Annotated in this window: 25 protein-coding genes, 1 pseudogene and 1 riboswitch; of the genes and pseudogenes, 13 read left to right on the forward strand and 13 right to left on the reverse strand. The window is 69.2% G+C overall.

Annotation, left to right across the window (positions count from 1 at the left end; all coding sequences use genetic code 11):
• Positions 1 to 453: 453 nt before the first annotated feature.
• On the forward strand, positions 454 to 1518 hold the full coding sequence (locus tag ACGFYV_RS11505) for a metallophosphoesterase (protein ID WP_393878138.1): 1065 nt from the start codon (positions 454 to 456) through the stop codon (positions 1516 to 1518).
• 180 nt (positions 1519 to 1698) lie between these two features.
• Positions 1699 to 2559 carry a hypothetical protein gene (locus ACGFYV_RS11510; RefSeq protein ID WP_393878139.1) on the forward strand — a complete coding sequence of 287 codons (861 nt, stop codon included), beginning with the start codon at positions 1699 to 1701 and terminating at the stop codon, positions 2557 to 2559.
• A gap of 179 nt (positions 2560 to 2738) precedes the next feature.
• Here ACGFYV_RS11510 and ACGFYV_RS11515 read toward each other — a convergent pair whose 3' ends face one another.
• Entirely contained in the window at positions 2739 to 2927 is a 189-nt protein-coding gene (locus tag ACGFYV_RS11515) for a hypothetical protein (protein WP_393878140.1), read from the reverse strand.
• Positions 2928 to 3380: 453 nt separating this feature from the next.
• On the opposite strand from ACGFYV_RS11515, the pseudogene ACGFYV_RS11520 reads away from it, so the two are divergent.
• Positions 3381 to 4298 (forward strand): annotated as a pseudogene (locus ACGFYV_RS11520) (recombinase family protein); the annotation flags it as partial.
• Between the two features lie 138 nt (positions 4299 to 4436).
• Here the strand turns inward: ACGFYV_RS11520 and ACGFYV_RS11525 are convergent.
• Positions 4437 to 5024 carry a replication initiator gene (locus tag ACGFYV_RS11525; protein ID WP_393878141.1) on the reverse strand — a complete coding sequence of 196 codons (588 nt, stop codon included), beginning with the start codon at positions 5022 to 5024 and terminating at the stop codon, positions 4437 to 4439.
• 65 nt (positions 5025 to 5089) lie between these two features.
• Here ACGFYV_RS11525 and ACGFYV_RS11530 point away from each other — a divergent pair, with 65 nt between their 5' ends.
• The gene (locus ACGFYV_RS11530; protein ID WP_393878142.1) at positions 5090 to 5569 is read left to right on the forward strand and encodes a hypothetical protein; all 480 of its coding nucleotides are present in this window, start codon (positions 5090 to 5092) and stop codon (positions 5567 to 5569) included.
• Positions 5570 to 6414: 845 nt separating this feature from the next.
• Here the strand turns inward: ACGFYV_RS11530 and thiC are convergent.
• Entirely contained in the window at positions 6415 to 8229 is a 1815-nt protein-coding gene (thiC, locus tag ACGFYV_RS11535; protein WP_393878143.1) for a phosphomethylpyrimidine synthase ThiC, read from the reverse strand.
• A riboswitch (TPP riboswitch) is annotated at positions 8222 to 8395 on the reverse strand. Its footprint overlaps the gene before it by 8 nt.
• 71 nt (positions 8396 to 8466) lie before the next feature.
• On the opposite strand from thiC, the gene ACGFYV_RS11540 reads away from it, so the two are divergent.
• Entirely contained in the window at positions 8467 to 10227 is a 1761-nt protein-coding gene (locus ACGFYV_RS11540) for a YibE/F family protein (protein WP_393878144.1), read from the forward strand.
• A 173-nt stretch (positions 10228 to 10400) separates the two neighbouring features.
• Here ACGFYV_RS11540 and ACGFYV_RS11545 read toward each other — a convergent pair whose 3' ends face one another.
• The 4 genes from ACGFYV_RS11545 to ACGFYV_RS11560 form a co-directional block, all read right to left on the reverse strand.
• Positions 10401 to 10838 (reverse strand): SsgA family sporulation/cell division regulator, encoded by a 438-nt coding sequence (locus ACGFYV_RS11545; protein ID WP_393878145.1) that lies wholly within the window; start codon positions 10836 to 10838, stop codon positions 10401 to 10403.
• Positions 10839 to 10935: 97 nt separating this feature from the next.
• Positions 10936 to 11793, reverse strand: coding sequence for an IclR family transcriptional regulator (locus ACGFYV_RS11550; RefSeq protein ID WP_393878146.1), 858 nt, complete (start codon positions 11791 to 11793; stop codon positions 10936 to 10938).
• A gap of 195 nt (positions 11794 to 11988) precedes the next feature.
• Positions 11989 to 12201 (reverse strand): DUF5326 family protein, encoded by a 213-nt coding sequence (locus ACGFYV_RS11555; RefSeq protein WP_393878147.1) that lies wholly within the window; start codon positions 12199 to 12201, stop codon positions 11989 to 11991.
• Positions 12202 to 12331: 130 nt separating this feature from the next.
• Positions 12332 to 12649 (reverse strand): cupin domain-containing protein, encoded by a 318-nt coding sequence (locus tag ACGFYV_RS11560; RefSeq protein WP_393878148.1) that lies wholly within the window; start codon positions 12647 to 12649, stop codon positions 12332 to 12334.
• Positions 12650 to 12708: 59 nt separating this feature from the next.
• Between ACGFYV_RS11560 and ACGFYV_RS11565 the strand changes: the two genes are divergently transcribed.
• The 5 genes from ACGFYV_RS11565 (at position 12709) to ACGFYV_RS11585 (ending at position 16480) form a co-directional block, all read left to right on the forward strand.
• The gene (locus ACGFYV_RS11565) at positions 12709 to 13086 is read left to right on the forward strand and encodes a phage holin family protein (RefSeq protein WP_393878149.1); all 378 of its coding nucleotides are present in this window, start codon (positions 12709 to 12711) and stop codon (positions 13084 to 13086) included.
• 7 nt (positions 13087 to 13093) lie between these two features.
• A complete protein-coding gene (locus ACGFYV_RS11570; protein WP_393878150.1) occupies positions 13094 to 13585 on the forward strand; it encodes a low molecular weight protein-tyrosine-phosphatase in 492 nt (163 codons plus the stop codon).
• Positions 13582 to 14730 (forward strand): cystathionine gamma-lyase, encoded by a 1149-nt coding sequence (locus ACGFYV_RS11575; protein ID WP_393878151.1) that lies wholly within the window; start codon positions 13582 to 13584, stop codon positions 14728 to 14730. Before ACGFYV_RS11570 ends, ACGFYV_RS11575 begins: the two co-directional genes overlap by 4 nt.
• 274 nt (positions 14731 to 15004) lie before the next feature.
• On the forward strand, positions 15005 to 15910 hold the full coding sequence (locus ACGFYV_RS11580) for a LysR family transcriptional regulator (RefSeq protein ID WP_393878152.1): 906 nt from the start codon (positions 15005 to 15007) through the stop codon (positions 15908 to 15910).
• A gap of 87 nt (positions 15911 to 15997) precedes the next feature.
• Complete coding sequence (locus ACGFYV_RS11585; protein WP_393878153.1) at positions 15998 to 16480, forward strand: NUDIX domain-containing protein; 483 nt, start codon at positions 15998 to 16000, stop codon at positions 16478 to 16480.
• 74 nt (positions 16481 to 16554) lie between these two features.
• Here ACGFYV_RS11585 and ACGFYV_RS11590 read toward each other — a convergent pair whose 3' ends face one another.
• Positions 16555 to 17187: an HAD family hydrolase gene (locus ACGFYV_RS11590; RefSeq protein ID WP_393878154.1), complete on the reverse strand. Its 633-nt coding sequence runs from the start codon at positions 17185 to 17187 to the stop codon at positions 16555 to 16557.
• 151 nt (positions 17188 to 17338) lie between these two features.
• Here ACGFYV_RS11590 and ACGFYV_RS11595 point away from each other — a divergent pair, with 151 nt between their 5' ends.
• The gene (locus tag ACGFYV_RS11595) at positions 17339 to 18205 is read left to right on the forward strand and encodes a GNAT family N-acetyltransferase (protein WP_393878155.1); all 867 of its coding nucleotides are present in this window, start codon (positions 17339 to 17341) and stop codon (positions 18203 to 18205) included.
• A gap of 27 nt (positions 18206 to 18232) precedes the next feature.
• Positions 18233 to 18685 (forward strand): GNAT family N-acetyltransferase, encoded by a 453-nt coding sequence (locus ACGFYV_RS11600; protein WP_393878156.1) that lies wholly within the window; start codon positions 18233 to 18235, stop codon positions 18683 to 18685.
• Positions 18686 to 18823: 138 nt separating this feature from the next.
• Here the strand turns inward: ACGFYV_RS11600 and ACGFYV_RS11605 are convergent, their stop codons facing one another.
• Both ACGFYV_RS11605 and dnaB read right to left on the reverse strand, forming a co-directional pair.
• Positions 18824 to 20215 carry a serine hydrolase domain-containing protein gene (locus tag ACGFYV_RS11605; RefSeq protein WP_393878157.1) on the reverse strand — a complete coding sequence of 464 codons (1392 nt, stop codon included), beginning with the start codon at positions 20213 to 20215 and terminating at the stop codon, positions 18824 to 18826.
• Positions 20216 to 20277: 62 nt separating this feature from the next.
• Positions 20278 to 21753 carry a replicative DNA helicase gene (gene dnaB / locus ACGFYV_RS11610; RefSeq protein WP_393878158.1) on the reverse strand — a complete coding sequence of 492 codons (1476 nt, stop codon included), beginning with the start codon at positions 21751 to 21753 and terminating at the stop codon, positions 20278 to 20280.
• 458 nt (positions 21754 to 22211) lie between these two features.
• Between dnaB and ACGFYV_RS11615 the strand changes: the two genes are divergently transcribed.
• Positions 22212 to 23549, forward strand: coding sequence for an MATE family efflux transporter (locus ACGFYV_RS11615; protein ID WP_393878159.1), 1338 nt, complete (start codon positions 22212 to 22214; stop codon positions 23547 to 23549).
• A gap of 259 nt (positions 23550 to 23808) precedes the next feature.
• Here the strand turns inward: ACGFYV_RS11615 and rplI are convergent, their stop codons facing one another.
• Genes rplI through ACGFYV_RS11630 form a run of 3 tightly spaced genes read right to left on the reverse strand, consistent with a single transcriptional unit; the run spans position 23809 to position 25161 of the window.
• Entirely contained in the window at positions 23809 to 24255 is a 447-nt protein-coding gene (gene rplI / locus ACGFYV_RS11620; RefSeq protein ID WP_393878160.1) for a 50S ribosomal protein L9, read from the reverse strand.
• 18 nt (positions 24256 to 24273) lie between these two features.
• On the reverse strand, positions 24274 to 24510 hold the full coding sequence (gene rpsR / locus ACGFYV_RS11625; RefSeq protein WP_003949403.1) for a 30S ribosomal protein S18: 237 nt from the start codon (positions 24508 to 24510) through the stop codon (positions 24274 to 24276).
• Between the two features lie 57 nt (positions 24511 to 24567).
• Positions 24568 to 25161: a single-stranded DNA-binding protein gene (locus ACGFYV_RS11630; protein WP_393878161.1), complete on the reverse strand. Its 594-nt coding sequence runs from the start codon at positions 25159 to 25161 to the stop codon at positions 24568 to 24570.
• Positions 25162 to 25186: the final 25 nt, after the last annotated feature.

Raw genomic sequence — 25186 nt, forward strand, 5'->3', positions numbered from 1 at the left:
GGTGGGAATCCGGTGGGAAATCCGGTGCGTCATCCGCGGGTCCGCCGTGGCCGGTCGCGCAGTTCCCCGCGCCCCTGTGGGGCGCCGCCGAACCCACCGGACTTCGCCGGACCCACGCAGCGGGCGGGGCCGTGCGCACGGCCCCGTCGCCCGTCCCGGCCCTGCCGGTACGGGCCGAGCCGCCTGCCCGTCAACGCCGTGCCGCGCATCGCCCCACCGCTCAACAGGCCGGGCAACCTCTTCGCCGAGCGGACGGCGGAGCGAGGACTGCCGGACGAACTCGTGCCCAAACGGGGCGAAAGCCGCGATGAACAGGAGTCTTGCTCCGATTCACCACCCCTGGGTCATCACATGGCGCGACCCGCATTCCTATGATGGGCGCACGACACCGCGGGCCGCTGCGACCAGGCAGTCCGACGCGGTGCAGCTGCGGCGCGATGGTGGAGGGGTCTGATGACTCAGGGGGCCGGTCGGGGACCCGAAGTGGAACGGACGGCGACGTTGCGCGACTTCCGGGTGCCCGCGTACGTCCACGAGACCGGTCCGCGCGCCCAGACCCACCCCGGTGACACCCACCCTCCCCTCGACGACGGCTACACGCCCACGCAGCGCGACCTGCCCGTCATCAACCGCGGCGACACGCTCCAGGTCCCCGTCGAACCGGCCCCCGCCGCCCCCGCCCCGCAGCCCGCGAACGGCCCCGGCCCGCTGTACGTCGTCGGTGACGTGCACGGCTACCTCGACGAACTGCTGGCCGCCCTCGAGGAGAAGGGCCTCATCGACGCCTCGGGCCAGTGGTGCGCGGGCACCGCCCGGCTGTGGTTCCTCGGCGACTTCACCGACCGCGGCCCGGACGGCATCGGCGTCATCGACCTCGTGATGCGGCTGTCCGCCGAAGCCGCCGCCGCCGGCGGCTACTGCAAGGCCCTCATGGGCAACCACGAGCTGCTCCTGCTCGGCGCCAAGCGCTTCGGCGACACCCCCGTCAACTCCGGTGCGGGCACCGCCACCTTCCAGGCGGCCTGGCTGCTCAACGGCGGCCAGAAGACCGACATGGACCGCCTCCAGGACCACCATCTGCAGTGGATGGCCCGCCTGGACGCCATCGAGGAGGTCGACGACCACCTCATCGTCCACTCGGACACCACCGCCTATCTCGACTACGGCGACTCGATCGAGGCCGTCAACGACACCGTCCGCGAAACCCTCACCCGCAACGACGCGGACGAGTGCTGGGATCTGTTCCGCAAGTTCACCAAGCGCTTCTCCTTCCGCGACGAGGGCGGCGCCGACGCCGTGCGCTCCCTCCTCGATACGTACGGCGGCACCCGGATCGTTCACGGCCACAGCCCGATTCCCTACCTGCTCGGCCAGGTCGGCTCCGAGGACGGCGAGGACGGCGGCGGCCCCCACGTCGAGGGACCGCACGTCTACGCCGACGGACTCGCCATCGCCATGGACGGCGGCGTGACCATGGCCGGAAAGCTGCTGGTCCAGCAACTTCCGCTGGAATCCTGAGAATTCACCACCCGGATCCGACCCCTCCGGGTGGGCGCGGGCCGCCACCCAATTCCGGCAACCCCCTGTCACCGTGTGCCGTCACGGCTCTACCATCGGCTTATCCGTAGCAGGCTCCCCTCCGTTTCTGCCCGACGGCTCGCCGGCGTGCGAGCCCCAAGCCCTACGGAGCATCGGGGGATGCACATGAACAGCGTTCCGCAGCACCTGCTGAGCGAGGACCGCCAGGAATTCGAGCGGGTCCTCGATGAGGCGCTGCGCTCCGCACCACACCGCCCGGAACTCGCCGCTGTCGGACAGCGGCTCAACGCCGAACAACTGCGCACCATGGCGCTCAACGCCACCGCCCTCATCACGGCCGCCGCGGCGGCCGAGTACCAGCACTATGTGAAGGTCCGCGAGGAACTGCGCCACCCGGCGCCGTCCACCCCGTCGTCCACCGACTCCGGTTCCGCGGAACCGGGTCCGGGTGCGCTGGGGCTCGCCACCACCCTCGGCGAAGCCGCCGAGTCCACCGGCGCGGGCGCCATCGCGGTGATCGCCGTGCTGGCTCCCGTCCTCGCCGGCACCTCTGCCGCGATCTTCCTGCTCATGGGCTACATCCTGAAGATGCTCGCCCCCGGACAGGCCTTCGCCCGGACCATGCTCACCGCCGGCTGGGTCTTCGGCGCCCTGACCGCGGCCGCGGTCCTCGTCGCCGCCGGCGGACTGCTGCTCACCGCCCTGCGCAACAACGCCTCCGCGCAGGCCTCGGCCCACGACGAAGCGAGCCGAGAGGTGAACAGGGCCAGAGAGGCGTGGCGGGACGCCCTGCTGGAGCGCGGCATCCTGCCGTTCTTCAGGGACGCCCTCGCCCAGCCCGGCACGGCAGCCCTGCACCGCGCCGCGCCTCCGTCCCCGACCGGCAGGATGCCCCGCCTGGGCTATGGCCGCCCCGGCTTCAGCAGCCCCGAGGACGGCCGTGCCTCCGACCGTCCGAGCTACACCAGCCCGGACTACACGAGCCCCGACTTCGGCGGCCCGGACCACCGACCGGAATGACCCCCGGCCTGCGCCCCCTGCGAGGGGCGCGGCCGGACCCCCGGCAGCACACCCGGCTACTCGCCGACGCCCGCGACGGCCGCAGCGCCCGCGACACATACGTGCCACCACCGAGCGGTCTCCCTGCGGGCGCTGCTCCCCGGACACCTCACACCCGGGAATCAGCGCCCCGCAGCGCTTCAGTCCGCCAACGGCAGGTACACCCGGTTACCCGCGGCCGCGAACTCCTGAGCGTCCTTCACACGGCCGTCGAACGAGATCCGCGCATAGCTGACGACGCACTTCAAGTCGGGATCGGCGGCCAGCATGGTGCGTACTTCCTCGACGGACGGCAGTCCCGCCGGCACGCCCCGCAGCTTGCCGACCACCTCGTCGCGCTTGCCTGGCTGGTCGTGTACCGCTACACGGACAACGACAAGAGCGCGAGCAAGGAGAACGTCGTACGCGACGACTTCGAACAGCTCTTGGTCGACCTCACAGCGGGGACGACACCAGAGGGGTACCCCATCCACGGCGTGATGGCGGTGAACGACGACCGGCTGTACCGGCGCCCGAGTGACTGGGAGCGGTATCTGAAGGCCTTCACCTCACATGAGGGGCGCGTCTACCACGACTCGAACGGATTCCAGGACCTGTACGCCGAAGGGTTCGAGATCAAGGGACTTGTGGGAGTCGCCATGTCTCTCAGCGAGACGAGGAAGAAGCAGCGGAGGAGCAGGAACAGCCATCGCAGCCGGGCGATCCGTGGCCAGGCGGTGGCCGCATGGCGCCCCTTCGGGTGGGAGGACGACAAGGTCACGTTGCGGCAGAAGGAGGCGGACACGATCCGGAAGGCCGTGCACGACGTGATCGCGGGTGCCTCCATTTCCGAGATCACCCGGCGGTGGAAGGATGCGGAGTTCATCACGAGTCGCGGCAACCCCTTTCAGTACCAGACCGTCAAGCAGGTGCTGATGAACGCGCGGCTTTGCGGATACCGGCAGATCAAGGGCGAGTTGGTCCGCGACGGCGACGACCAACCGATCGTCGGCCAGTGGGAGCCGATCATCACTCCGAAGGAGTGGTTCGCCGTCACCGCCAAGATCAGGGAGCGGGGTGGCGGGACCGGCGTCCCCCGCGGTGGCTTGGTCCACAAGTACCTGCTGACCGGCATCATGCGCTGCGGCAACGTGCTGGACGACGGCACGTTCTGCAACAACAAGATGATCGGGATCAAGGCGAACGACTGGCTCAAGTACCAGCACGCCTACATGTGCAAGAAGACCGTGGACGGTGGCTGCAACAAGACCTACAAGCGAGGCGACAAGACGGACAAGATCATCGAGGAACTCGTCATCGTCAAGCTGGAGCACGACGCCGCCACCAAGGCTCAGGACGTACCTGACTGGGACAAGGCCGATACTCTCGACCGGGCCATCAAGAGCCGCAACGAGTTGGAGCGCCGTTGGCACGACGACGAGGACACGGACATCGATGACGAGACGTTCTTCCGCAACCTCCCCGTCCTTGAGCGCCGGATCAAGGAGCTGCGTGCGGACCAAAGGGCCCACGAAGCCTTGAAGGCCGAGGCCGAGGAGGCGAAGGAAGACATCCGGAAGTCCTGGGGTTCGAAGACGCTCACCCAGAAGCGCGAGGCAATCAAGAAGGTGCTGAGCGCGGTGATCGCTTCGCCGGGAGGGAAGGGCAACAAGACGTTCGACCCCGAGCTTCTCAAGCCTGTGTGGCGGACCTCCGAGTAAGCCGGAGGCCGAGGATCTCCCCCACACTCCGCAACTGATCGTCGGAGAGTGGGGGAGATTCCCGTATCCGTCGGTCGATCCATGCGCATATTGCGGCTTCCTCTCGCTCCGCATCAGCGGACTGTCTCGTAGACGTGGTCAGACGGCATCACCGCCAGCGCGGAGCGAGTCGCGAGCGACGACACGGTTCCGGTCGATGTCCTCCGCGATCCCTGCCGCGATGAGGGCAGCGCCGGGGGTGTGGCCGGAACCGACGTAACGCCAGTGCCGTTCGGTGATCGCATCGGGCAGGTCGGCGTGGCCCACGTGGTGGGCGCGTTCGGCCCGGAGTGCGGCGTAGGTGGTGGAGTAGGCACGGAACTTGGCGAGGATGTGCCCCCGGTAGCCGAGGGTGTGGGTCCAGGCCCGCAGGCGGAGGTGTTGGTACTCAGGGAGGCCGCCCAGGCGCCAGCAGGTGCTCATGCGGGTGCGTACGTGTTCGCTGACGGGTGCCGATTCGATGTCGTGCCTGGTGGCGGGCGGGTGGTCGGTGCCGGCTCCTGTCTCTGTGGCTCCCTTGGTGACGTACTTGGCAACGTACGCAGCCACGGCGTCATCGTCGGGGCCGTCGCCGTCGGCACGCAGGGGACGGGCGTCGAGCTGGGCGCCCCAGCGGAGTTTCAGTTCCCCCACGGCTGCGCTGTAGGGCGTGTGGACCAGGACGCGACGGGCGGACGCGCGCACCACGTGCGGACCAGACTCACTCCGTCGGCGTACAGCTCTACGCACACAAGGCACGAGCCACCGCACGCATGGGTGACGCCCGCCTCGTCCGTGATTCGCTCGATGCCGGCCGCGCGAGGCTGGACCGCCTTCCCAAGCCGGACCACCCCGAACACCACTTCATCATCGACCCCGACAAGTGGGACTTCTACGAGATGGACGCCTACCGTCTCCTCGGAGACGACGAGCGCGCCGCCGCCCACGCCCGCTCAGTGATCCGCATCAGCACCGGCCCCGACGGCACCGAGATCTCCCCCATGCGAGCAGCCGAGGCCCGCCTCACCCTCGGTGTCGCCGCCGCGCGGATGGGCGAGATCGAAGAAGCCATCGGCATGGGCACCAAGGCCCTGGAAGCAGATCGCAAATCCCTCCCGTCCCTGCTTTTAGTCGCCGACGAGCTGGACAAGGAACTCAGGTCCCGGTATCCCCGCGAAGGCGCCACCCGCGATTTCCACGAGCAGGTGACAACCATCAAGCGAGGAACTACCAGGACGGAGCTTCCGTTCTAAACGTTTGCGGGCTACTCCAAGACATGAGAGTAGCCCGCACCAAATAATGCACGGCCGTCGCGCGCTGACGGCCGTGTAGTGGATAGATACGCACGTAGGTCAAATTTATTTAGATGACGCCAAACAGTGACAGGAGAAACTCAAGAATCCGATGCATTAGCGGCGCATAACTGGGGTCTGCCGTAATCCGGATCGACTCATAGAGTGCCAGCAGAACAAGGCTGGCGTGACAGTAGAGGTTCAGAATTTGAAAACGCCGGACGTACGGGCGAACCCGTCGCTCAAGTCGCCGCGCGGCTTGCCAGAAACGCCCCCCACCCGTTCGGATGACATGCAACGCCCTACAGACGAAGCGCCAGACTGAATCCGAGATACCACTGAGGAAAGTCCACAAGGTGGATGTGATCGTTGCGAGTTTTCGTAGCATGGTTGCCTCATTTCTCTGAGTCTCAGGAATTTCTTGATCATGACTACTACCTTCCTAGAGTGAGCGCTCATATGTGAGCGCTGGGCCCGTGCGCATGAACGACACTGGGCCGATATCTACGCGCGTATCTTCCACAGCAAGAGTGCAGCGACTGGTGCCCCGAGTCAAGGGCACACTTACGAAAACGCGCGCCCCCTCGCTGGGGTGGCAGCCTCCGGCGTGCAGGAAATCGAACACGCGTCTAATCAGGTCTTGCGGCCGCTTTTTAATGCCGGCCAAGGTGTCGGGGGTTCAAAACGGAATAAGCGTTGCCCTGGACGACTCCAGCACTTCAGCCACCCTGCGCCGGGAACGACAAAGCGGTCCGTGCTCCGACAGCTTCAGACTGTTCGGTAGCACGGACCGCCGTAGATCGGGCTCAGTCCGCGATCGGCAGGTACACCCGGTTCCCCGCCTCAGCGAACTCCTTCGACTTCTGGAGCATCCCCTCGGCGACCTCCTCCGGCGACGCCCCCTCAGCCGCCGCACCACCAAACCGCTCTGTGATGCTTTGGCTAATTTTCATGCTGCAGAACTTCGGCCCGCACATGGAGCAGAAGTGGGCCGTCTTGGCGGGCTCGGCCGGCAGCGTCTCGTCGTGGAACTCCCGTGCCGTCACCGGGTCGAGGGCGAGGTTGAACTGGTCCTCCCACCGGAACTCGAAGCGGGCGTCCGACAGCGCGTCGTCCCACTCCTGCGCACCGGTGTGCCCCTTGGCGAGGTCGGCTGCGTGGGCGGCGATCTTGTAGGTGATGACGCCGGTCTTGACGTCGTCACGGTTGGGCAGGCCCAGGTGCTCCTTGGGCGTGACGTAGCAGAGCATCGCCGTGCCCCACCAGGCGATCATCGCGGCGCCGATACCGGAGGTGATGTGGTCGTACGCCGGCGCGATGTCCGTGGTCAGCGGGCCGAGCGTATAGAACGGAGCGTCATCGCAGATCTCCTGCTGAAGGTCGATGTTCTCCTTGATCTTGTGCATCGGGACGTGCCCGGGGCCCTCGATCATCGTCTGTACATGGAAACGCCTGGCGATCCGGTTGAGTTCCCCGAGCGTGCGGAGTTCCGCGAACTGCGCCTCGTCGTTGGCGTCCGCGATGGAGCCGGGGCGCAGGCCGTCGCCCAGCGAGTACGTGACGTCGTAGGCGGCGAGGATCTCGCAGAGTTCCTCGAAGTTCTCGTACAGGAACGACTCCTTGTGGTGCGCCAGGCACCACGCCGCCATGATCGAGCCGCCGCGCGAGACGATGCCCGTCTTGCGGTTGGCGGTGAGCGGGACGTACGGCAGGCGCACGCCGGCGTGGACGGTCATGTAGTCCACGCCCTGCTCGGCCTGCTCGATGACGGTGTCCTTGTAGATCTCCCAGCTCAGTTCCTCGGCCCTGCCGTCGACCTTCTCCAGGGCCTGGTAGAGCGGCACCGTGCCGATGGGGACGGGGGAGTTGCGCAGCACCCACTCGCGGGTGGTGTGGATGTTGCGGCCGGTGGAGAGGTCCATGACCGTGTCGGCGCCCCAGCGGGTCGCCCAGGTCATCTTCTCCACCTCCTCCTCGATCGAGGAGGTGACGGCGGAGTTGCCGATGTTGGCGTTGACCTTCACCAGGAACCGCTTGCCGATGATCATCGGCTCGATCTCCGGGTGGTTCACGTTCGCGGGCAGAACCGCGCGGCCCGCCGCGATCTCCTCGCGGACGACCTCGGGCGAAACGTTCTCCCGGACGGCCACGTACTCCATCTCGGGCGTGATCTCGCCCCGGCGCGCGTACGCCAGCTGCGTCACGGCCTGGCCCTCACGCCCCCGGCGCGGCTGGCGCGGGCGTCCCGGGAAGACCGCGTCCAGGTTGCGCAGACCACCGCGCGGTGAGGTGTGCTTGATCCCGTCGTCCTCGGGACGGACGGGACGGCCCGCGTACTCCTCGGTGTCGCCGCGGCCGATGATCCAGTTCTCCCGTAGCGGCGGCAGGCCCCTGCGGACGTCGGTGTCGACGAGTGGATCGGTGTACGGGCCCGATGTGTCGTACAGCGTGACCGACTGCCCGTTGGTGAGGTGCACCTGACGGACCGGCACGCGCAGGTCGGGGCGCGAACCCTCGACATACGCCTTGTGCCAGCCGATGGACTTCCCAGCCTCCGTGTTCGGCGACCCCTCGGTCGCGTTCTGCGTGGAGGCAGGCGTGCGTGCGTCCTTGTTGGTCATGAGACCTACTCCCTACGCCGGCATTACCCGGTAACAGGTTCGGCGGTCGACGCAGCGGTGTCCGTCTGCGGATGTTTCCCGTGAAACCACGTTCCACGTGAAACATCGCGAATACGGAGGTCAGCGCCCTCTCAGCCCGGTGCTCCGAGCTCCCGCGTGTGCAAAGGTGCCTCCACGCTAGCGTCATGTGTGGCGTGATGAACAGTGGGCCTCTGCCGTTCTTGCAATGATCGGGCCGTGACCACGACACATCAGCCCCCGTACCCACCTCCCGGCCCACCCCGCCGGCAAGGTCCCGCACACCCCACCGGACACGGTGGCGGCCCAGGCCCCGGGGACCACCGCGGTGCCGGCGGTGGCCGTGGTTTCGGGGACCAGCATGGTTCCGGGGACCAGCATGGTTCCGGGGACCAGCATGGTTCCGGGGACCAGCATGGTTCCGGCGGTGGTCATGGTTTTGGCGGCGGCGGTCACGGGGCCGGTGGTGGTCACGGCTCGGGGGGCGGCCGGGGTGACGGTTATGGGACCGGCTCCGGAGGGGGCGGAGGCGACGGGCACGGCCGCGGGTCCGGCGACGGCAGGGACGACGGGCACGGTCACGGCTCCGGTGGCGGGCACAGCTCTGGTGGCGGGCACAGCCACTCGCACAGTCACAGTCACGGACCTGCCGCTCCTGTCTCGAAGCACCTGCGCAAGGTCATCGCGGCGATCCTGGTCCCGTTCACCGCGGCCGTCGTGGTGGGCCTCGCGGTGCTCTGGCCCGGTGGAGCCCCGCCGCACCAGCGCAGCGGCGTCGGCTTCGACCGCCAGTCGCAGCAGGCGACCGTCAGCAAAGTGGTCGAGGTGAGCTGCAAGTCGGTCAACGCCCAGGGCCAGGCGCCGCCCAGCGACGCCTCCGCCTCCGCCGCCGAGGGCAACTCGGCGCAGGACAAGGAGAGCGACACCTGCAAGAAGGCGACGATCCGGGTCGACACCGGCAAGGACAAGGGCCGTACCTTCACCGAGATCGTGCAGCCCGACCAGACACGGCAGTTGCACGAGGGCGAGAAGGTCATCGTCGCCTACGAGCCCACGGCGCCGCGGGACCTTCAGTACTCGGTCACCGATGTGGACCGGAAGTTCCCCATGGCCCTGCTCGCCGGGATCTTCGCGGTCGCCGTCGTGGTGGTGGGCCGGCTCCGAGGTCTCATGGCGCTGGTCGCGCTGGCCGTCAGCTTCCTGGTGCTGACCCTCTTCATCCTGCCCGCGATCCTGCAAGGCTCGAATCCACTGCTCGTGGCGGTGGTCGGGGCGAGTGCGATCATGCTCATCGCGCTCTACATGTGCCACGGGTTGTCGGCCCGTACGTCGGTCGCGGTGCTCGGCACGCTGGTCTCGCTCGTGCTGATCGGCATCCTGGGCTCGGAGTTCATCGACTGGGCCGCGCTCACCGGCAACACGGACGACAACACCGGTCTGATCCACGGTCTCTATCCGTCGATCGACATGAGCGGTCTGCTGCTGGCCGGCGTCATCATCGGTTCGCTGGGTGTGCTCGACGACGTGACGGTGACCCAGACCTCGGCGGTGTGGGAACTGCACGAGGCCAACCCGTCGATGGGCTGGCGCGGGCTGTACCGGGCGGGCATCCGGATCGGCCGCGACCACATCGCGTCCGTGGTCAACACCCTGGTCCTCGCCTACGCCGGTGCCGCGCTCCCGCTGCTGCTGCTGTTCTCGATCGCGCAGAGCAGCGTGGGGACCGTGGCCAACAGCGAGCTGGTGGCGGAGGAGATCGTGCGCACGCTGGTGGGCTCGATCGGCCTGGTCGCCTCGGTGCCGGTCACCACCGCCCTCGCCGCCCTCGTGGTCTCGGCCGACCGGCCGTCCCCGGCCTCGGCCCCGGCGGCATCCGCCGGAGTCCCGTCCGTCTCGTCGGCCTCATCCACCTCGTCGACCTCGTCCGCCCCCTCCGCCGCAACGGGCCGGAGTGGCAGGGGCCGACGCCGGAAGCGGTGAAGGGGGTGCGGGGTGCGAGGTGCGGGATGCGAGGTGCGGGATGCGAGGCGCGGGCAGCGGTGAGCGGGGAGCAGTGAGCGGGGTCCGGCAGGGCCCGAACCCCCTTCGCAGAAGCGTTTCTGCGTGAGTTCCCTGGCACAACGGAGCGCTCCGCGCTCCGTTGCCGTAACGCTTCAGCCGGCGCTCTGTTCCTCGGCCAGAATGCGGTCGAGGGCCTCGTCGAGGTGGGCGTCGAAGTCGGCCAGCGCACCCTCCTGGCCGAGTGGCACCAGTTTGTCCGTACGGTCGAGGAAGGCCACGAGCGGCGGCGCCGAGGAGCGGAACAGAGCCTGGTCGCTGCCCACCTGAAGCCTGATCAGCACCTCGCCGAGCATCTCGGAGTCGGCGGGGGCGATGTGCACGTCCCCCTCCCCGCACGGCCGGCCGACCCCGTCGATCATCAGCTCCCGTCCGAAGGCCCAGGTCACCGGGGCGTCGCCGGGCAGATGGAAGGTGAGCCGCACCGCGTAGGGATCACTCGTCTCGTAGCGCAACTCCACCGGGATACGGAAGGAGAGCTCCTCCGAGACGAGAAAGCTCATCATGACCTCTGCCTGTACGGACTCGCGCATCGCCTACCCCGTCTTATGACATCGACTGGCCGGGATCGATCCCTGACCGTGCTCAAATCTTGCTGAACGTATACACCAGATCACAAGGAGTAAGTTTTCAGATACTGATAGAGAGAGCAAGTGAGCCGAGATGGCGCCCGATCTCGACCTGCAACCGCTGGGCGGCGGGTACCAGCCGGTCAGCCTCGTGGAGGGGGAGCGAGATCGCCATCGTGGCCGCCGTGGCGCCGACGGTGATGGGTACGGCCGCGCAGACCGTGCCGAGGGCGTACTCCTGGCGCTCCGCCACCAGTTCCATGCGCCGCGTCCGCGACAGCCTGCGCAGCAGGGCGTCGTCGTCGCGCGCGGTGTAGGGGGTGAGGGGCCGCACGGGATAGCGGGCGAGATGGTCGCGGCGGGCGGCCTCGTCCAGCTGGGACAGCAGGCACTGGCCGATCGCGTGGGCGTGCCCGGTCTCGCGGAAGTCGGCCCACTCCTCGACCGCCGGCGTCTCCCGCGTGTCGGAGACGCACATGACCTCGATCTCGCCGTCCCGGTACATCGCGAAGTACACGGGCACACCGATGGAATCGCGCCAGTGGGCGAGCATGTCGGCCACCGTGCTGCGACGTTTCTGCTCCGCTCCGCTGCTGCCGAGGCGATCGGCCGCGTCGCCGAGGAAGAACAGCCCCTTCTCCCGGCGCAGATAGCCCTCGTGCACGAGAGTGCGCAGCAGGTGGTAGGCCGTGGGCAGGGCGAGCCCGGTCTCGCGGGCGAGCTGCTTGGCGGGGGCGCCGTACGGATGCCCGGCGACGGCCTCCAGCAGGCGCAGTGCGCGCTGGACGGACCCGATGAGGGTCGCGGAGTGCTTGTCGGGGCGGGTCGCGGCGGGCGGGCGCTGGATGGGGGGTACGCAGGACCGCGGTGGGCTGGGGGGTGCGTGGGGCTCTGCCGGGGCGGTGTCAACCGTGGCCAAGGGTCACTCCCGAAGCGAGGGTGGGCGACCCGTGCGGGGAAACACGGGTGGAGGTGTGCCACCCGCAGGGTCCGGGCCCCACGGGGTTCCGGACTCTAACCGTCCGCCACCGCGCTCAGACGGCCTGCCGGTGAAACTTCCCCCGCCCGAGGGAACCGGTGCCTCCTGCTACCGCTCACCGGCTCCCCATGTGTCTCACCAGTCGCCGCGCGACGAGGAGTTCGACGTGAACTTCCGGACGACGTAGATCAGCCCGCCGACGAGAGCGACGAACACCAGCACCTTGAAGAGCAGGCCGATCACGAAGGTGACCACGGCCCCTATCAGGCTGCCGAACACGACCAGGGCGATGACCGGCACCGCGACCCACTTCACCCACCACGGCAGTCCCGCCAAGATGTCCCGCATTTCCCTCGTCCTTCGCGTCGGCAGTTCTCGATGTCTGCACTCGATGCTAGGGCCGCGAGGGGGCCCTGCGGGGGCCTCGCACCCCTTGTCCTCCCCTGAACCACCCCTGAGGGAACCCTGAGGCCCGCGCTCACGCCTCGGGGGGAGAGAAGACCACCAGAACCCTCAGGTCCTCGCTGATGTGATGGAACTTGTGCGCCACACCGGCCGGCACGTACACCACGCTGCCCCGTGCCACCTGGGTGGTCTCCAGGCCGACCGTGATCGACGCACGGCCGCTGACGACGAAGTACACCTCGTCCTGGTTGTGCGGCTTCTGCGGGTCGTGCTCGCCCGTGTTGAGGGCGTACAGGCCGACCGACATGTTCCGCTCCCGCAGGAACTGAAGGTAGGCCCCCTCGTTGGCGGCGCGCTCCGCCTCCAGTTCGTCCAGCCGGAATGCCTTCATCTGCGTTGCCTGCCCTCGCTCACTGCTCAACATCGATCTGGTCTGCCACGATCAGACACATGAAGAATTTCGTAGTCAAGACGATCGCCAACGCCGGTGCCCTGCTGGTCGCCGTATGGCTGCTCGACAAGATCACCCTCACAGGTGACAGCACGGCCAAGAAGGCCGGCACGCTGATCATCGTCGCGTTGATCTTCGGTTTGGTGAACTTCCTGGTCAAGCCGATCGTGAAGGTACTCACCTTCCCACTGTTCGTTCTGACTCTCGGGCTGATCACCCTGGTCGTCAACGCGCTGATGCTGATGCTGACGTCCTGGGTGTGCGGCAAGCTCGACCTGAGCTTCCATGTGCAGGGCTTCTGGACCGCCGTACTGGGCGGCCTGATCATCTCCATCGTCTCGTGGGCGCTGAACCTCGTGCTGCCCGACGAGGACTGAGCCCGCCATGACTTTTCGTGTCTGTTTCGTCTGCACCGGCAACATCTGCCGCTCCCCGATGGCCGAATCGGTATTCCGCACGCGCGTGGCGGAGGCCGGGCTCGAGGGCCTGATCGGGGCCGACAGCGCCGGCACCGGCGGCTGGCACGAGGGCGAGGCCGCCGACCCGCGCACCGTCTCGGTCCTCGACGAACACGGCTACCCCGCCGAGCACACCGCGCGGCAGTTCCAGGCCTCCTGGTTCGGCCGCCTCGACCTCGTGATCGCCCTCGACACCGGCCATCTCAAGGCCCTGCGCCGCCTCGCCCCCACCGAGGAGGACGCCCGCAAGGTGCGCCTGCTGCGTTCCTACGACCCCTCGGCCGCGGGCGACCTCGATGTGCCGGACCCGTACTACGGGGGCCGGGACGGCTTCGAGGAGTGCCTCGAACTGGTGGAGGCGGCGAGCACCGGGCTGCTCGCCGCCGTACGGGAACAGCTGGAGGGACGACCGGCATGAGCGACGCGGCCCAGGACACGTACCGCACCGGCGAGGGCACCCGTGCGGTACGCGCGGGTCTGCCCGAGCCGGTCAAGAACGAACCGCCCCTTCCGGGACCGGTGTTCGCCGCGCACTTCCACCTGCCGGGCGAGGTGGCGGGACCGTACTCCTACGGCCGGGACGACAACCCGACCTGGACGCTGCTGGAGCGCGCCATCGGCGAACTGGAGGCGCCGGGGCGGGACGACGTCGAGACGCTGGTGTTCGCCTCCGGCATGGCGGCGATCTCCTCGGTGCTCTTCTCCCAGCTGAGGGCCGACGACACCGTCGTGCTGCCGTCCGACGGCTACCAGGTGCTGCCGCTGGTGCGCGCCCAGCTGGAGGCGTACGGCATCGGGGTGCGCACCGCGCCCACGGCCGGCGACGCCCAGCTGGACGCGCTCGACGGCGCACGGCTGCTGTGGATCGAGTCCCCGTCGAACCCGGGGCTCGACGTGTGCGACATCCGGCGGCTGGTGGAGGCGGCCCACGCGCGCGGCACCCTGGTGGCCGTGGACAACACCCTCGCCACCCCGCTCGGACAGCGCCCGCTGGAGCTGGGCGCCGACTTCTCGGTGGCCAGCGGCACCAAGCAGCTGACCGGGCACGGGGACGTCCTGCTGGGGTACGTCGCCGGACGCGACCCCGAGGCGATGGGCGCCGTACGCCGCTGGCGCAAGATCGTCGGAGCGATCTCCGGGCCGATGGAGGCCTGGCTCGCGCACCGCTCCCTCGCCACGCTCCAGTTGCGTGTCGACCGGCAGAACGCCACCGCCCTCGCGGTGGCCGAGGCGCTGCGGCAGCGGCCGGAGATCTCCGGCCTGCGCTACCCGGGGCTGCCCGACGACCCCGCGCACGGGACCGCCTCGCGGCAGATGCGCCGCTACGGCTCCGTGGTCTCCTTCACGCTGCCCACGCGCACGCGTGCCGAGCGTTTTCTGGGGGCGCTGCGCCTGGTCGAGGACGCGACGAGCTTCGGCGGGGTGCGTTCCACGGCCGAACGGCGGGCACGCTGGGGCGGGGACCCGGTCCCCGAGGGCTTCATCCGTATGTCCGTCGGTGCCGAGGACCCCGAGGACCTGGTGACGGACGTACTGCGGGCCCTGGACGCGTCCGCCACGTGAACCCGACGGCGTCCCGCGGTCCGGAACGCTGATCCGGGCGCCGGTCCGGGACGTCCAGCGGGACGCCGATCCAGGACGTCCATCCGGGACGGTCCGAGCCTCCCCCCTCGTGGCTCGGACCGTCTGCGGTTCCGCGCGCGAAGAACCGTGCGAACAAGGCTAGTTGACTCTGCGTCAGTGTCCAATCACGGTAACGACAGAGACCTATCGACTTATTTATAGTTGGGGCCTGCCTGGGGGCCGGAGGAAGAGGCAGGAAAGGGGAGGACCTGTCATGGATCTGGCCTTGCTGCGCACCTTCGTCACCGTGCACCGGGCCGGTTCCTTCACCCGGGCCGCCGCCCTGCTGGGCCTGTCCCAGCCGGCCGTCACCTCCCAGATCCGCACCCTGGAGCGCCAGCTGGGCCGCCCCCTGTTCCTGCGCCAGGCCCGCGGGGTGACACCCACGACGATGGGCGACGAACTCGCCCACAAGGCCGCCCCTCATCTCGACGCCCTTGTGGAGATCGCCGAGGGCGGCCTGGACGACGAGTCCTCCCTGCGCACCCTGCATCTGGCCGGTCCCCCGGAGTTCACCGCCGAACGCGCCCTTCCCGCGCTCACGGAACTGACCGGCGACGACGGCCAGGGCTTCGCGCTGCGCGCCTCTTTCGGGACCGCCGAGGAGGTGTTGGAGGGACTCGCCGCCGGCCACCACGACCTCGCCATCAGCACCGCCCGGCCCCGTGGCCCCCTGCTGACCGCCGGCCCGTTGTGCGACGAGGAGCATGTGCTGGTCGCCGCGCCGCGCTGGGCCCAGCGGATCGACCCGGAGGCACTGCGGCTCAAGGGCGCCCCGTCCCTGGAGAACCTGCCCGTCGTCGAGGTCCACGAGTCGCTCCCCTTCGTCTCGCGCTACTGGGCCTCCGTCTTCGACTCGCGCCCGGCCGCCTCGGGCACCGTGATCGTCCCCGACCTCCGCGCGGTGCTCGCCTGCACCAGCGCGGGCGCGGGACTGGCGGTGCTGCCCCGCTATCTCTGTGCCGCCGCTCTCGACCGCGAGGAGGTCGTGACGCTGCACGAACCGGCGGTCCCACCACTGCGGACGTACTTCCTGGTGGTACGCACCGGAACGCTCGCCCTGCCCCACGTCGCGCGAGCACACGAGTGGCTCCACCGGGCAGCCACGAGCTGGGGCTGAGCAGTCCGCCCCAGGAGTCACACCGCGCGTTCAGGCTCGGGCGCCCTGGGATGTTTCACGTGGAACCAGCCGGGCCACATTTCTCCCATGACCGTCCGACCCGTGGTCAAGCGCACCGCCCGAGCCGTCCTCCTCGACGGTGACGACCTGATCCTGATCAAGCGCACCAAGCCCGGTGTCGATCCCTACTGGGTCACTCCCGGTGGCGGAGTCGAGCCCGAGGACCCGACCGTCGTCGACGCCCTGCACCGCGAGGTGCACGAAGAACTCGGCGCCAAGATCACCGACGTGGTGCCCTGCTTCGTGGACACCGTGGAACACATCGGCGATGACGGCGGCGCGACCGGCGTGAAGGTGCAGCACTTCTTCGTCTGCCGGCTGGAGTCCATGGACCCGTCGCTGCGCCACGGCCCCGAAGTGGACGCCCCTGCCGGGGAGTACGAGATCGTCCGCATCCCGTTCACCCGGGTCGGCATCGCCTCCGTCCACCTCGTCCCGCTGTCCCTGCGGCACTACCTCGACGGCAACATCGAGGGCGTCCGCGCCATACACGCGCCCGACCTCGGGTAGCCGGCCCCTTCGGCGGACGGCCGTGGCCGGTCGGCGGCGACCAGCTCCCCGGCCCGAGCCCGGCGAAGGACCGACTACACGGGGCGGCTCACCAGCTCGTAGGCGTCCCACAGGTCCCGTCCCGTGTAGGAGTGAGTGGCGACTCCCGTCAGATGGGCATCGGCGTTGACGGCGACGGACACCGGTACGGCGGCGAAGAGATCCCTGTCCGACTGCGAGTCGCCGTACGCGACACAGTCCGCGCGAGCCACGCCCAACTCCGCGCAGAGCCGGTCCGCGATGGTCACCTTGGCAGGGGCACTGAGCACTCCGGCCGGGTCCACGGGCTCGGTGAACGGCACGGAGGGAAAGCGGGAGCCGTAGGCGGCGTGCGCGCCCCAGCCGAGGAGGCGCTCGACGAAGAAGGAGGGCGAGAGTGAGACCACCGCGCAGTAGTCGCCCGTGTTCCTGATCTCCGCCCAGACCTCGCGGATCCGGGCCAGCCACGGAGCCGCCTCGAAGGCCGCGCGCACCTGCGCCTCGGTGAGGTCCGCCCAGAGATCGTGCACCCGCGTCGCGTACTCCGGCGGGCCTATCCTCCCCTCCGCTATCGCCCGGTCCAGCGCCACGGTCTCCGCCTCCCGCCCCAACTGCCGTGATATCTCCACCGGAGCGGTGGTCCCGTGGAGCAACGTGCCGTCGAGGTCGAAGAGATGAAGTCTCGCCATGGGGCACGAGGCTAATCGGCGTGCGCTGTTTCACGTGAAACCCCCCTGCCCGTACGGGACCTGTGCACTGGGCCACGGCGTGACCAAAAGATCGTGTGTCAGCGGCGAAACAGGTGGACGCCGAGGGTACTGGTCGGACAGCCTGACCTGCGTGTCGACTCCTTCCCTCGCCGCTCTGCCCATCCGCCGTCTGACGCCGCGCGACCTGAACGCCTGCGCCGACCTGTCCGAGGACCGGGGGTGGCCACGCGAGGAACACAAGTGGGGCTTCCTGCTCACGGCCGGCAAGGGGTACGGCATGGACGATCCGGACGGTGGGCTCGTCGCTGCGTGCGTCGTCACGGAGTACGGCTCCTGGGGGCGGCCGGATCTCGGCGCCGTCGGCATGGTCCTGGTGGCCGGGCGGCATGCCCGCAAGGGCGTGGGGCGCCGTCTGATGCGTCATGTCCTCACGGCGCACGGCACCACACCCCTGACCCTGCACGCCACGCCCAACGGCCTTCCGCTGTACGAGGAGCTGGGGTTCAAGGTCACGGGACGGGCGGAGATGATCCGCGGTCGCTTCGTCCCGGGCGGGCCCGAGTCCGGCGTGGCGACGCGCGCCGCCACCGCCGAGGACCTGCCCGCGATCCTGCGTCTCGACGAGGAGGTGTTCGGCACCGACCGCACCCCCCTCGTCACCCGCCTGCCCGCCTTCTCCGACCAGTTGCGCGTGGCGGAGGACGATGGCCGGATCACCGGCTACGCCGCCGCCTGGCCCAACATGGAGACCCATGTCGTGGGCCCGCTGATCGCCCGGGACACGGAGGCGGCCCAGGCTCTCCTCGCCTCACTCGCCGCCCACACCGACCGGCCGCTGCGGACGGACATCGACGTGCGTCACGAGGAGTTGCTGGCCTGGGCGAAGCAGCGAGGACTGGCATCCGTGGCCTTCAACGCGGTCATGACCTACGGCATCACGGACCTGCCGGGGGACTGGACGCGCCGGTTCGCCCCGCTGACGGTGGCCGCCGGCTGACCCGAGGTGCCGCGTAGGGTGCGGACCATGGGAGATCTCGACATACGGCATGCGGCCGAGACCGACGTCCCGGCGATCGTCGCCATGCTCGCCGACGATCCGCTGGGCGCACGGCGCGAGTCACCGGACGACCTGGCCCCGTACCTGGCCGCGTTCAAGCGCCTGAAGGCGGACCCGAACCAGCATCTCGTCGTCGCCGTGCGCGACGACCGCGTGATCGGGACGCTGCAGCTCACGCTCATCCCCGGGCTCTCCCACAAGGGCGCGACCCGCGCGCTCATCGAGGCCGTACGCATCCACGCGGACGAGCGCGGCAGCGGGCTGGGGAGCGAGCTCATCCGGTGGGCGATCGACACCGCGCGGAGCCTCGACTGCAACCTGGTGCAGCTCACGTCCGACAAAACCCGCACCGACGCCCACCGCTTCTACGAACGGCTCGGCTTCACCGCGTCGCACGAGGGCTTCAAGCTGTCTCTCTGACGCCTGCGCTCGCGCATGGCGGCCGGCCCTCACACGGCGGCCTGCACTGACGCACGGCGCATATCGCACGGAGCGGCCTGTTTCACGTGAAACAGGCCGCTATCCCCTCCGCTGCTGGCTACGACCGGCTACGGCCTTCTACGACCTCTCGATCCCCCGCCATCCGTGCGGATCCACCCCGCCGGGCACGGGAGCCTCCGTGTCGTACGGCTGCCGGGTGAACACGAACGACCCGAGGTCGAGATGGCTCACGGCCCCGTCCGGACGCCGTACGGGCCGCAGCAGCTCCCCGGCGTAGTAGCCCTCCAGACCCATCCACGTGCCGTCACTGTTCGACCGGAAGCGGGCTCGACGCCCGCCTCCGGTCAGCGGGCCCAGCGCAAGAAGCCCATCGGCCATCACACGCAGGGCGAAGGCGTGGGTGCCCCAGTACCACTGCCCGGCCAGCTCCAGAACGGTCCGGTCGACTTCGGACAGCGGACGCCACGGCTCGGGGATGCGCGGTTCGGCCTCGGCGACGATCCTGACCAGATCGGCGCCCACCGCCCCGAGCAGCGGACCGCTGGTGCAGTTCGCCAGCACCACGGCCGCCACGTCGTCCTCCACGCTGAACGTGAGGTTCGCCAGGAAACCCGGCAGCGAGCCGGAGTGCCCGAACAGGAGCCGGCCGGCGCGGCGCTGGACCTGCACGCCGAGGCCATAGGTGGCGCCGTCCCTCACGTCGGCTGCCTCCGCCGGCGCGGCGGGGGTACGCATCTCCTCCACGGACTCCGCGCTCAGCACACGCTCGTCCCCCGCCGCCAGGAACGCGGCGAACCGCGCGAGGTCGCCCGTGGTGGACCACAGTTGCCCGGCCGGCGCCATCCGGCCGAGATCCTCCAGCGGTTCGGGCAGCAGCGCGTCCGCCCAGGGGTGCACCGCCCAGCCACCCGCGTGCGGAGCCTGGGGCTGGGCGCTCGTACGGTGCAGGCCGAGCGGCTCAAGGATCTCGGCGCGCAGCACCTCCTCCCAGGGGGCACCGCGCAGTTCCTCCACGAGCGCGCCGAGCAGGGTGTAGCCGGGGTTGGAGTAGTGATGGCGCCGTCCGACGGGATGCAGGAGGGGCTGTTCGCCGAGGACATCGCTCAGCTCGGGCCGCAGCGAGCCCGGGGTCCGCTCCCACCAGGGCGCGGGCGACTCGGCGGCGAGCCCGGCCGTGTGGGCGAGGAGTTCGACGATGGTCGCCTCCCCGGCCCCGGTGCCGGGCAGATGCTTCTCCAGCGGATCACCGAGATCCAGCAGTCCCTCGTCGCGCAGCCGCAGCACCAGTACGGCGGTGAACGTCTTGGTGATGGAGCCGATCCGGTACTGCACGTCCTCGTCCGGCCCGTGCCCGTCCACCGAAGTCCTGGCCCCGTGCCACACAGCCCGCCCACCCCGCACCACCGCGGCGACCAGCGAGGGCACCCGCCCTTCCGCCTGGGCGACCGCGATCCGGTGCAGCAACGACCGACGGGTCGCGGGGAGCAGCTCTTCCTGAGATGTCGTCATGCCCCCAGTCCATCCGCTACGACGGCGCGCGTCGAGTTCATTTGCGCGGCCGCCGGCGGGGATCAGATCTGCGCCATGTCCACGAAGCGGGAGTAGTGGCCCTGGAAGGCGACGGTGATCGTCGCTGTGGGGCCGTTTCGGTGTTTGGCGACGATCAGGTCGGCCTCGCCGGCGCGCGGGGACTCCTTCTCGTAGGCGTCCTCGCGGTGCAGCAGGATGACCATGTCCGCGTCCTGCTCGATGGAGCCCGACTCACGCAGGTCGGAGACCATCGGCTTCTTGTCGGTGCGCTGTTCGGGGCCACGGTTGAGCTGGGAGAGCGCGATGACCGGGATCTCCAGTTCCTTGGCGAGGAGCTTGAGGTTACGGGACATGTCCGAGACCTCCTGCTGGCGGCTCTCGGCACGCTTGGAGCCGCCGGACTGCATCAGTTGGAGGTAGTCGATGACGACCAGTTTCAGGTCGTTGCGCTGCTTGAGGCGGCGGCACTTGGCGCGGATCTCCATCATCGACAGGTTCGGGGAGTCGTCGATGTAGAGCGGGGCTGCCGAGACGTCCGGCATCCGGCGGGCCAGGCGCGTCCAGTCCTCGTCGGTCATCGTGCCGGACCGCATGTGGTGCAGGGCGACGCGTGCCTCGGCGGACAGCAGTCGCATCGCGATCTCGTTGCGGCCCATTTCGAGGGAGAAGACGACGCTCGGCAGGTTGTTCTTGATCGACGCGGCCCGCGCGAAGTCCAGCGCGAGGGTGGACTTACCCATGGCGGGACGCGCGGCGATGACGATCATCTGGCCCGGGTGCAGGCCGTTGGTCAGGGAGTCGAAGTCCGTGAATCCGGTGGGCACACCGGTCATCTCACCGCTGCGCGAGCCGATCGCCTCGATCTCGTCGAGGGCGCCCTCCATGATGTCGCCGAGCGGCAGGTAGTCCTCGCTGGTGCGCTGCTCGGTGACGGCGTAGATCTCGGCCTGGGCGCTGTTGACGATCTCGTCGACGTCGCCGTCGGCCGCGTATCCCATCTGCGTGATGCGCGTGCCGGCCTCCACGAGGCGGCGCAGCACGGCGCGCTCGTGGACGATCTCCGCGTAGTACTCGGCGTTCGCCGCCGTCGGCACGGTCTGGACGAGCGTGTGCAGGTAGGCGGCGCCGCCGACCTTGTTGATCTCGCCGCGTTTGGTCAGTTCGGCGGCGATGGTGATGGGGTCGGCCGGCTCGCCCTTCGCGTAGACGTCCAGGACCGCCTGGTAGATCGTCTCGTGCGCGGGCTTGTAGAAGTCGTGGCCCTTGAGGATCTCGACGACGTCGGCGATGGCGTCCTTGGACAGCAGCATGCCGCCGAGGACGGACTGCTCGGCGTCCAGGTCCTGCGGCGGAACTCGCTCGAAGGCGGAGCCCCCGCCGTCCCAGGCGCTGTTCTCCCGGCCGCGGTCGTGCTGCTCGTCACGGCCGCGGACGTCACCGCGCCGGCGGGAGGCGGGCAGACGATCGCTGGGTCCGCTGTCGGCCCACGGATCGTCCAAGGGCTCGGAAATGCTCACCGAGCCACCTCCTCCCGTCCGCACGGCGGACCTCGCCGTGCCCTCTTTTCTACGGCACGACACTGACAAATAAGGGGCCCAACTCCGGTTCTGACGCGTCGGTTTTGTGGGGTTTCCCAGGCCGAGGCAAGGAGCGGGCGCCGGACCACGGTAGGCCCCTCGGCACCGTCAGCCAATCTGGTTATCCACAGGCCATGTGGACGACCGCCCCGATGCTGTGGAGAACTCCCCGAAACCTGTGCACGACTCGGTGGACAGCCTTGTGAACAAGCCCTCTCTCCCTCCGAAGACACCGCTCTGACCAGGCCTTTTACCGTCCACCGGCTGTGCAGAAGAAAAACTTTCCCCGTCGGGCCAAGATCACTTCGAACGCTGCGCCAAAGGACACACCGCGTGACCAAAGGTAAGGGGTGTCAGCGCATTGCATCTCTTACCTGTGGACGATTAGATTAGTGCTCATGACACAGGCTCCCCCGATGCCCGAGGCCACCCGCCGGCGGCACGATCGAGAGATCGTCGCACTGGCGGTCCCGGCCTTCGGCGCACTGGTCGCCGAGCCCCTCTTCGTCATGGCCGACAGTGCGATCGTCGGCCATCTCGGAACCGCCCAGCTCGCCGGCCTCGGCGTCGCATCGGCCCTCCTCACCACCGCGGTGAGTGTCTTCGTCTTCCTCGCCTACGCCACCACGGCCGCCGTGGCCCGTCGCGTCGGCGCCGGCGATCTGCGAGCGGCCCTCCGTCAGGGCATGGACGGCATCTGGCTGGCACTGTTCCTCGGCGCCGCCGTCATCGCGCTCGTCCTCCCCCTGGCCCCCGGCATCGTCGACGCCTTCGGCGCCTCCGCCACCGCCGCCCCGTACGCGACCACGTACCTACGCGTCTCCGCACTGGGCATCCCGGCGATGCTGGCCGTCCTCGCCGCCACCGGAGTGCTGCGCGGTCTGCAGAACACCAGAACGCCGCTGTACGTCGCCGTCGCCGGCTTCATCACCAACGCCGCGCTCAACGCGCTCCTCGTCTACGGCGCCGGACTCGGCATCGCGGGTTCCGCCTGGGGCACGGTGCTCACGCAGTGCGCCATGGCGGCCGTCTATCTCGGCGTGGTCGTGCGCGGAGCGCGACGTCACCAGGCCTCTCTGCGTCCGGACCTCGCCGGCATCAGAGCCTCGGCCCAGGCCGGTGCCCCTCTGCTCGTCCGCACGCTGTCCCTGCGGACGATTCTCATGATCGCCACGGCCATGGCCGCGCGCCTCGGCGACGCCGACATCGCCGCCCACCAGATCGTCCTGTCCCTGTGGAACCTGCTGGCCTTCGCCCTGGACGCGATCGCGATCGCGGGTCAGGCCATCATCGGTCGCTATCTCGGCGCGAACGACGCCCTGGGTGCCCGCGAGGCCTGTCGCCGGATGGTCCAGTGGGGCGTCGCCACCGGTGTCGTACTCGGCCTCCTCGTGGTGGCCGCGCGCCCGCTCTTCCTCCCGCTGTTCACCAGCGACTCCCTGGTCAAGGACACGGCACTGCCGGCGCTCCTGGTGGTGGCGCTCGCCCAGCCCCTGTGCGGGATCGTCTTCGTCCTGGACGGTGTCCTGATGGGCGCCGGTGACGGGCCCTACTTGGCGCGTGCGATGGTCGTCACCCTGGCGGTGTTCGCCCCGGTGGCGCTGCTCGTGCCCACGCTCGGCGGCGGACTGACCGCCCTCTGGGCGGCCATGACGCTGATGATGGCGGTCCGGTTGCTGACCCTGTGGCTGCGTGCCCGCTCGGGCCGATGGATCGTGACGGGCGCGACCCGCTGAGCGGACCGCCCGGCAACCCGCCCCGGTTTCCCAGCACACCGACCGGGGTTCCCAGCACACCGCCCCGGTTCCACGGCACACCGTCCCGGTTTCACGTGAAACATCCGTGCCCGTTCACGTGAACCATCCGCGCCTGCACCCCTGGTGCACACCGCCCCCGGTGCCCACGCAAGCGTGCCGCCGCAAAGAGAACCTCAACGCGAAGAGGGGCCGCCCCCACAGGGGCGGCCCCTCTCAGCTGCTCAGACCGAGCGCAGCGTTACGCCGGGACGACCTCGATGTTGACCTTGGCGGCAACCTCGGGGTGCAGACGCACGGACGTCTCGTGAGCGCCCAGGGTCTTGATCGGGCTGGACAGCTCGATGCGGCGCTTGTCGACCTCGGGGCCACCGGAAGCCTTGATCGCGGAAGCGATGTCGGCCGGGGTGACGGAACCGAAGAGACGACCGGCGTCGCCGGAGCGGACAGCCAGACGGACCTTGACGCCCTCGAGCTGGGCCTTCACAGCGTTGGCCTGCTCGATGGTCTGGATCTCGTGGATCTTGCGGGCGCGGCGGATCTGCGCCACGTCCTGCTCGCCACCCTTGGTCCAGCGGATAGCGAACTTCCGCGGGATCAGGTAGTTGCGAGCGTAACCGTCCTTGACGTCGACGACATCGCCGGCGGCACCGAGGCCAGAGACCTCGTGGGTGAGGATGATCTTCATGTTTCGGTCACCCTTCCCTTAGCGCGCGGTGGACGTGTAGGGCAGCAGCGCCATCTCACGGCTGTTCTTGACGGCCGTGGCGACGTCACGCTGGTGCTGCGTGCAGTTGCCGGTCACGCGGCGGGCACGGATCTTGCCGCGGTCGGAAATGAACTTCCGCAGCATGTTCGTGTCCTTGTAGTCCACGTACGTGACCTTGTCCTTGCAGAAAGCGCAGACCTTCTTCTTCGGCTTGCGCACAGGCGGCTTCGCCATGGTGTTTCTCCTGTGTGATCAAGAAGTTTGGGTACGGCCCGCCCCAGGTCCGAGGACCTAGAAGGGGGGCTCGTCCGAGTAGCCGCCACCGCCGCCAGAACCGGAGCCACCGCCCCAGCCGCCACCCTGGTTGCCACCGGCGGGAGCACCGCCGGTCGCCCACGGGTCGTCGGCGGGAGCGCCGCCCTGCTGGCCGCCGCCCTGCTGACCGCCACCGGGGCCTCCGCCCCAGCCGCCGCCACCCTGGCCGCCACCGCCGTAACCACCCTGGCCACCGCGAGCGCCACCGGCGGTCTTGGTGACCTTGGCCGTGGCGTTGCGCAGGCTGGCGCCGACTTCCTCGACGTCCAGCTCGTAGACCGTGCGCTTGACGCCCTCACGGTCCTCGTAGGACCGCTGCTTCAGCCGGCCCTGCACGATGACGCGCATGCCTCGCTGGAGCGACTCCGCGACGTTCTCCGCCGCCTGACGCCAGACCGAGCAGGTCAGGAACAGGCTCTCGCCGTCCTTCCACTCGTTCGTCTGGCGGTCGAAGGTGCGGGGTGTGGAAGCGACGCGGAACTTCGCGACCGCCGCACCGGACGGGGTGAAGCGCAGCTCGGGGTCGTCGACAAGATTGCCGACGACCGTGATGACGGTCTCGCCTGCCATGGGGAACCTCTCGGCGGGTTTGCTC

This window comes from Streptomyces sp. NPDC048297, assembly GCF_043201585.1.
In the GTDB taxonomy this organism is placed as follows: domain Bacteria; phylum Actinomycetota; class Actinomycetes; order Streptomycetales; family Streptomycetaceae; genus Streptomyces.